We start from the raw sequence: 6,997 nt of genomic DNA, 5'->3' as shown, positions 1-6,997 counted from the left end.
CTGCTCGACGGGCTGTTCATCGGCGCCACGCGGGCGCGTCGAGATGCGGCAACGGGATGCTGTTGAGCGTAGCGATCGCGCTGCCGTTCGCCTATGCCGCCAGCGGGCTGGGCAACCATGGCCTATGGCTGGGGTTTCTGCTGTTCATGGGCTTGCGCGCGGTGACGCTGGGGGTGATGGGGTGGCGGTTGCAGCGTAGGGATGGGTGGTTTGTGCAATAGCGGATGGCCTCTTCGCTGGCAAGCCAGCTCCCACAGGGTTTGGCGGTACACACAAAACCCTGTGGGCGCTGGCTTGCCAGCGAAAGCGGTCAGGAGGACAGGTAGGAGGAGCGGGTCAGCCCCAGACGCAAGGCATCCAGGAACTGCGTGCGCTCACGGGCACTGATCTTGGCGCTGGCGCACTTGTCGCGGTAGTGCGTCATCAGTTCTTCCGGCGACAGGTGCACGTAACGCAGCATGTCCTCGATGGTGTCGTGGGTCTCGATGCCGGCGTGGTACACGCTGCCATTGGGGTTCTGGTAGATGTTCACCGAGTCGGTATCACCGAACAGGTTGTGCATGTCGCCCAGAATTTCCTGGTAGGCGCCCACCAGGAAGATCCCCAGCAGGTAGTCCTCGCCCTCGTTGATGCCATGCACCGGCAAGCTGGTCTCGATGCTCTGCTCGTCGACGTACTGGTTGATCTTGCCGTCGGAGTCGCAGGTCAGGTCCTGCAGCACCGCACGGCGCATCGGCTCTTCGTCCAGGCGATGCAGCGGCAGGATCGGCAGCACCTGGCCGATGGCCCAGGTGTCCGGCAGGCTCTGGAACACCGAGAAGTTGCAGATGTACTTGTCGGCCAGCTTGTCGTTGAGCTCGTCCAGCACCTGGCGGTGCGAACGCTGGCGCGCCTTGAGCGAGTTGTGCAGGCGACGGCACACGGCAAAGTAGCACTGCTCGGCCAGGGCCTTCTGGGCCAGGGTGATCTTGCCGTCGGCATACTGCGCGGCCACGTCACTCATGTAGTGGGTAGCGCGCCAGTAGGTCTCGGTGACCATCTCGATATCGGTCGGGCCCAGCAGGTCGGCCAACCACTGCACGGTCTCGGGCAGGTTTTCCTTGTCTTCGATCACCGGCACTTCGTCGTTGTGCTTCTCGACGTCGGTCACCTGCACCACGAGCATGGCGTGGTGGGCGGTCAGTGCACGGCCGCTTTCGGAGAAGATGTGCGGGTGCGGCAGGCCCTGCGCGTCGCAGAACTCCTTGAGCATGCCCACCACGACGCCGGCGTAGTCATCCATGTCGTAGTTGATCGAGCTGGCGTTGCGCGAGTGGGTACCGTCGTAGTCCACGCCCAGGCCACCGCCCACGTCGATATGGTCCACCGGCAGGCCCAGCGCACGCAGTTCGCCGTAGTAACGGATGGCTTCCTTGAAACCGTGCTGGTAGTCGGCCAGGTTGGCGATCTGCGAGCCCATGTGGAAGTGCAGCAGGCGGATGCCCTGGTCCAGGCCCGCATCGGCAAAGCGCTTGACCACCGAGATCAGTTGCGCGGCCGACAGGCCGAACTTGGACTTCTCGCCACCGGTGTCGGCCCACTTGCTCGACGCCAGCGACGACAGGCGCACACGCAGGCCTACCTGCGGCTTGACCTTGAGCTCGGCGGCCTCTTCGATCACCAGCGCCACTTCGGATTCTTTCTCGATCACGATGAACACGTTGTGGCCCAGCTTCTGGCCCATCAGCGCCAGGCGGATGAACTCACGGTCCTTGTAACCGTTGCAGACGATGGTGCCGCCCTTGGGCGCCAGCGCCAGCACCGCCAGCAGCTCGGGCTTGGAACCGGCTTCCAGGCCGATCGAGACGTTCTGCGTGGCGATGATGTTTTCCACCACCGCTTCTTGCTGGTTGACCTTGATCGGGTACAGCGCGGTGTACTGGCTCTGGTACTCCAGGCGCGCGATGTTGGCGTCGAAGGCACCGGTCAGCTGGCGCACGCGGTCTTGCAGGATGTCCGGGAAGCGCACCAGCAGCGGCAGCGACAGGCCACTCTTGCGCAGCTCGTCACCTGTTCGAACAGGTCGATCGGGGCACTCTGCGGGCCGTTGGGGCGCACTTCGACGCGCCCGGCGTCATTGATCGCGAAGTAACCCGCGCCCCAATGGCGAATCCCGTAAACACTGCGGCTGTCGGCCACGGTCCATTGGCTGCCATCGTCTTTGCGTGTGCGTCGTACGGACATCGAAGTCCCCTATAAAGAAAGTCATGAACACTGACCAGAGCGTGATGGCCAGTGTAAAAAATGAAAATGACGATTTTCCCTGTTCAGGCATAGACCCTGGCCCAGGGAACGAGTTTAGAAAGTGCCGGGGAAAAAACCCGCAGCGGCCCTCAGCCGCCGGATTTTTTCGCCTTGAAACCTTGCTTGATCAGCTCGGCCAGCAACAACTCGACGTGGTCGCCCTGGATCTCGATGACGCCATCTTTCAATGCGCCGCCTGTGCCACACCGGCGCTTGAGCGTGGTGGCCAGTTCCTTGAGTTGCTCCAGGGGCAGCGGTACGCCACTGATGGTGGTCACCGTCTTGCCGCCACGGCCTTTGCTTTCGCGACGCACACGGGCAATGCCATCGCCTTCGGGGATGAGCGTCTGCTTGCAGATGCAGGCGTCGACGGGCTTGCTGCAATCCGGGCAATGCCGGCCTGCATCGGTGGAAAACACCAGGCCACCGAGGGCGGCGAATGATGCGGCTTTCTTGGCCACTTTTGATCCTCTGCGTTGAGGACAAAAACTGGTCGATGCCCCGGGGCGAGGTACCGACCGCGAAGCCCCACTCTGGCAGGGGCAGCGCACCTGCCGCGGGCAAGCCGTGGCAGGGTGAAAAGGCCGCGCAGTGTAACCACAAATGCGCCGATTGCTAAGTGCAAAACTGCGCCAATTTGCATGGCTTTCGCGACGTCAGGCCTGGCGCCCGACGAAACGGTTCAGCGCCGCCAGCGAGTCGGGGCAATAGGGCAGCGTGCGGCTCTGCTCCAGGGCCGTGGCCACAGGCACGAAACGCGCCTCGCTGACCTCTTCGGGCTGCAGGCGCAACGGCCCGTCCCACACCGCCGAGAACACCGCGCACCAGAGCCGGTTGCCCGGCTGGTCGAAGAAGAACCGTTCGTGCGCGGTGAGGGCCACGCCACGCACGCCCAACTCTTCTTCCAGCTCGCGGGCGCCGACTCGGCGTAGCTCTCGCCGGCCGCCACCATGCCGCCGGCGGCCACGTCCCAGTAGCCGGGGTAGATCGCCTTGCTCAGGGTGCGCCGGTGCACGCACAGCTCACCGGCGCTGTTGAACAGCAGGATGTAGGTACCGCGCCCGATCAGGCCGCGCTCGCGCACTTCGGCCCGTGGCAGGTCGCCGAGCAACTGATCGTGCTCGTCGACCCAGGCAATGCGTTCCACGTCGGAGGCCGCGCGGTGGGCGGCCTCGGCTGCACTGATGGCCATCAGCCCTGGGACAGCAGCTGACGCAGGTCGATGACCGCGGCGTTGGCCCGGGAAATGTAGTTGGCCATCACCAGCGAGTGGTTGGCCCACATGCCAAAGCCGCTGCCGTTGAGCACCATCGGGCTCCACAGCGGCTCTTGCGAGGCTTCCAGCTCACGGATGATCTGGCGCACGCTGACGGTGGCGTTCTTCTTGGCCAGCACGTCGGCGAAGTCGACTTCGATGGCGCGCAGCAGGTGCGACAGCGCCCAGGCCTGGCCACGGGCTTCGTAGAACACGTTGTCGATCTGCATCCAGGGCGTCTCGACCACTTCTTCGTCCAGCTGCGGGACCTGGCCCGGCGCCACCGACTCGGTCTTCAGGCTGCTGTTGAGCTTGACCCGCCCGACGCTGGCCGACAGGCGCTGCGACAGCGAACCCAGGCGCGTGGCGACGTCGCCCAGCCAATTGTTGAGGTTGTCGGCGCGGGTGTAGAACAACGCCCCCTGCTGGTCCGGCGAGGCCAGGCGCTTCTGGTAGCGGTTGAGCGAATTGATGCCTTCCTGGTACTCGGACTCACTCGACGGCAGCACCCAGCTCTTGTTGTCGAAGTTGAAGCGCGGCTCGGCCTTGGCCAGGTCGGCGTCTTCGGCCGACTGCGACTGCGAACGGGCGAAGTCCTTGCGCAGGGCACGGCTCAGGTCACGCACCTGCACCAGCACGCCATATTCCCAGCTGGGCATGTTGTCCATCCACAGGCCAGGCGGGAAGCGGTCGTTGGAAATGTAGCCACCGGGCTTGTCGAGCAGCGTGGCGACCACGGTCTTGAGGGTCTCTACGGTGGTGTAGCCAATCACCATCTGCTGACCGTTGCGCTCGGCAGCGGCCTGGGCATTCTGCTGCACCGGGAACAGCGCCGGCTCCTGGCTCCAGTACCAGCCCAGGGCCACCGCCACCAGCAGGTACAGGCCGATCAGGGTGCCCAGTGCGCGACTGAACAGCAGCCCGCCAAAGTAGCTGCGGGTGCCCGCGCCACGGGCGTCGACGCGCTCGCGTGCCTCGGCTTTGCCTGTACGGTTTTTCCAGTCCAGCATGGCGTTGTCCTTTCTGTCAGGTCATGTCCAGGGTTCGACCGCAGGGCCCCGGCTTCGTGCCCACGCCTGCCGGCAATCGGCAGCGGCACGTGCTGCCGGGGTCGGCAGCCAGACAAGCACTATAAATCAAGCACGCCGGTTCGCATAAGCGACTATCGGGTCAGGAACTGAATTTGGCGCCATGCACGCTTAATTGATGCAACGCACCCGATTGCTGGAAAAGTGGTGCTAGCATAGAGCCATCACTCGATTTGCCTCACCCTTATAAGAAGTAGTCAGGACATGAGCGAGCCAGAAGACCCGAATCGTGAGCGCCTCAAGCAACACTTTGCCCAGCGGGTCATTCACCAGGCACGGCAAATCCTTGAAATCTGGCAGCGCCTGCAGCGCAGCGAGTGGAGCAGCTGCGACCTTGGCGAACTGAGCGAGGCCAATATACGCCTGCAGCGCTACGCCGAGCGCTTCGAACAACCCGAGCACAGCTACCTGGCCGATGCCATCGGCCACACCCTGGCCGCCGTCGAAGCCAACAGCGCGCGCCTGAGCAGCAACCTGATCAGCGAGCTCAACCGCTTGATGCAGCGCCTGTCGCGCACCGGCCTGCGCCAGGGCGACCAGCTCGAACGCACGCCGCTGCCGCCGCTGCGCAAACCTGTCTACGTGATGCTGCAGGACCACGAGCGCGCCGAGCGCCTGGCCAAGCAGCTGGAATTCTTTGGCCTGGGGGTCGAGGCGCTGTACAGCGCCGAGGCATTCCAGGCCTCGATGAGCGAACGCCTGCCCTCGGCCATCGTCATGGATGTGGACTTCTGCGGGCAGGGCCAGGGCCTGCAACTGGCCGCGCTGGCCCAGCAAGGGCTCGACCAGCGCGTGCCGCTGCTGTTCTTCAGCCTGCACGAAACCGATACCCCGACACGCCTGGCGGCCGTGCGCGCCGGCGGCCAGGAGTTCCTCACCGGTACACTGGAGGCCTCCAGCCTGCTGGAGAAAGTCGAACTGCTGACCAGCGTGGCCCAGTACGAACCGTTCAAGGTGCTGGTGATCGACGACTCGCGAGCCCAGGCGCTGCACACCGAGCGGCTGCTCAACAGTGCCGGCATCGTCACCCGTACCCTTACCGACCCGATCCAGACCATGGCCGAACTGGCGGACTTTCAGCCCGACCTGATCATCCTCGACATGTACATGCCGGCCTGCACCGGCACCGAACTGGCCAAGGTGATCCGCCACAACGACCGCTACGTGAGCGTGCCGATCATCTACCTGTCGGCCGAAGACGACCTGGACAAGCAGCTCGACGCCATGAGCGAGGGCGGCGACGACTTCCTCACCAAGCCGATTCGCTCGCGCCACCTGATCACCACGGTGCGCAACCGCGCGGCACGCGCACGCAACCTCAAGGCACGGATGGTACGCGACAGCCTGACCGGCCTGTACAACCACACGCACATCCTGCAACTGCTGGAAGACTGCAGCTTCAGGGCACGCCGTGAAGCGCGGCCACTGAGCTTTGCCATGCTCGACATCGACCACTTCAAGAAGGTCAACGACAGCCATGGGCACCCGATGGGCGACCGGGTAATCAAGAGCCTGGCGCTGTTCCTCAAGCAGCGCCTGCGCAAGACCGACTTCATCGGCCGCTATGGCGGCGAGGAGTTCGCCATCGTGATGCCCAACACCGACCTGAATGCGGCGCACAAGGTGCTGGATGAGATTCGTCGGCGCTTTGCCGAGATCCATTACCCGGCGCAGCCACGCGACCTGTCGTGCACCTTCAGTGCCGGCGTGGTGCAGTTGAGCGACGGGCTGGACGCGCTGAGCATGGCCACGGCGGCGGACGAGGCGCTGTACCTGGCCAAGGGTGCAGGGCGCAACTGCGTGCAGCGGGTCGAAGCCTGAACGCTGCGTCGACTGAGCCAGCGAAGGGGCCACTAGATAGCCACTTTTTCCTGAAACCGCCCCCGCTCGTCATAACCACGTCATAAAAACGCAATAACTTCAGGCACTTGCCATCCAGCCGTTGCCAGAGCCCGCTCATGCGCCTGAAGTTGCTGACCAATCTGAACACCCTGTTACTGGTAACCGTGTGCCTGGCGCTGGGGGTGACCCTGTGGTGGTCGCAGCGCGCCCTGCAGCAACCGTACCTGTTGATGGAGCGCTACCTGGGACTGTCCCAGCAGTTCCAGAACCAGGTGGCACGCAACATCCAGGACTACCTCAACAGTGGCGATGCCCTGCGCCACGCCACCGCCCTGCAAAGCACCCACGACCTGCAGCAGGAACTGGCCCACCTGCCCGATGCGCTGGCTGCGCGGGTGCGCCCCAGCCTGGACACCCTGCAGGCCTTCAGCGGCAACGAACTGCTGGCCGCCGGCAAGCTGGCCGGCGACCCGCAGGCCTTGCTGTTGCAGGCCGAGCGCGAGCTGGGCGCCAACCTCGAACAACTGGC

General features: G+C 64.4%; 3 protein-coding genes and 4 pseudogenes. 3 read left to right on the top strand and 4 right to left on the bottom strand.

Annotation, left to right across the window (positions count from 1 at the left end):
- Nucleotides 1-221, top strand: a pseudogene (locus tag G3436_RS22710) (MATE family efflux transporter); the annotation flags it as partial.
- Nucleotides 222-310: 89 nt separating this feature from the next.
- Here the strand turns inward: G3436_RS22710 and speA are convergent.
- From speA to G3436_RS22690, 4 genes and pseudogenes are all read right to left on the bottom strand, one after another.
- Nucleotides 311-2,223 (bottom strand): annotated as a pseudogene (speA, locus tag G3436_RS22705) (arginine decarboxylase).
- Nucleotides 2,224-2,372: 149 nt separating this feature from the next.
- Nucleotides 2,373-2,744, bottom strand: a complete 372-nt coding sequence (locus G3436_RS22700; RefSeq protein ID WP_163949738.1) for a translation initiation factor Sui1 — start codon at nt 2,742-2,744, stop codon at nt 2,373-2,375.
- 195 nt (nt 2,745-2,939) lie between these two features.
- A pseudogene (locus G3436_RS22695) lies at nt 2,940-3,475 on the bottom strand (NUDIX hydrolase).
- Complete coding sequence (locus G3436_RS22690) at nt 3,475-4,548, bottom strand: DUF2333 family protein (protein ID WP_163949735.1); 1,074 nt, start codon at nt 4,546-4,548, stop codon at nt 3,475-3,477. Before G3436_RS22690 ends, G3436_RS22695 begins: the two are co-directional and overlap by 1 nt.
- 282 nt (nt 4,549-4,830) lie before the next feature.
- On the opposite strand from G3436_RS22690, the gene G3436_RS22685 reads away from it, so the two are divergent.
- Nucleotides 4,831-6,447: a diguanylate cyclase gene (locus tag G3436_RS22685; protein WP_163949732.1), complete on the top strand. Its 1,617-nt coding sequence runs from the start codon at nt 4,831-4,833 to the stop codon at nt 6,445-6,447.
- Between the two features lie 137 nt (nt 6,448-6,584).
- Nucleotides 6,585-6,997: pseudogene (locus G3436_RS22680) on the top strand (methyl-accepting chemotaxis protein); the annotation flags it as partial.

Source organism: Pseudomonas brassicae, from assembly GCF_010671725.1.
Classification (GTDB): Bacteria; Pseudomonadota; Gammaproteobacteria; order Pseudomonadales; family Pseudomonadaceae; genus Aquipseudomonas; species Aquipseudomonas brassicae.
Note: the sequence above shows the minus strand (reverse complement) of the source record. Positions and strands in the feature narration are given on the sequence as shown.

What these genes read in the sequence shown, in the direction of transcription:
- G3436_RS22690 (WP_163949735.1), bottom strand. Translation starts at nt 4,548, where the DNA reads ATGCTGGACTGGAAAAACCGTACAGGCAAAGCCGAGGCACGCGAGCGC.
- G3436_RS22685 (WP_163949732.1), top strand. Translation starts at nt 4,831, where the DNA reads ATGAGCGAGCCAGAAGACCCGAATCGTGAGCGCCTCAAGCAACACTTT.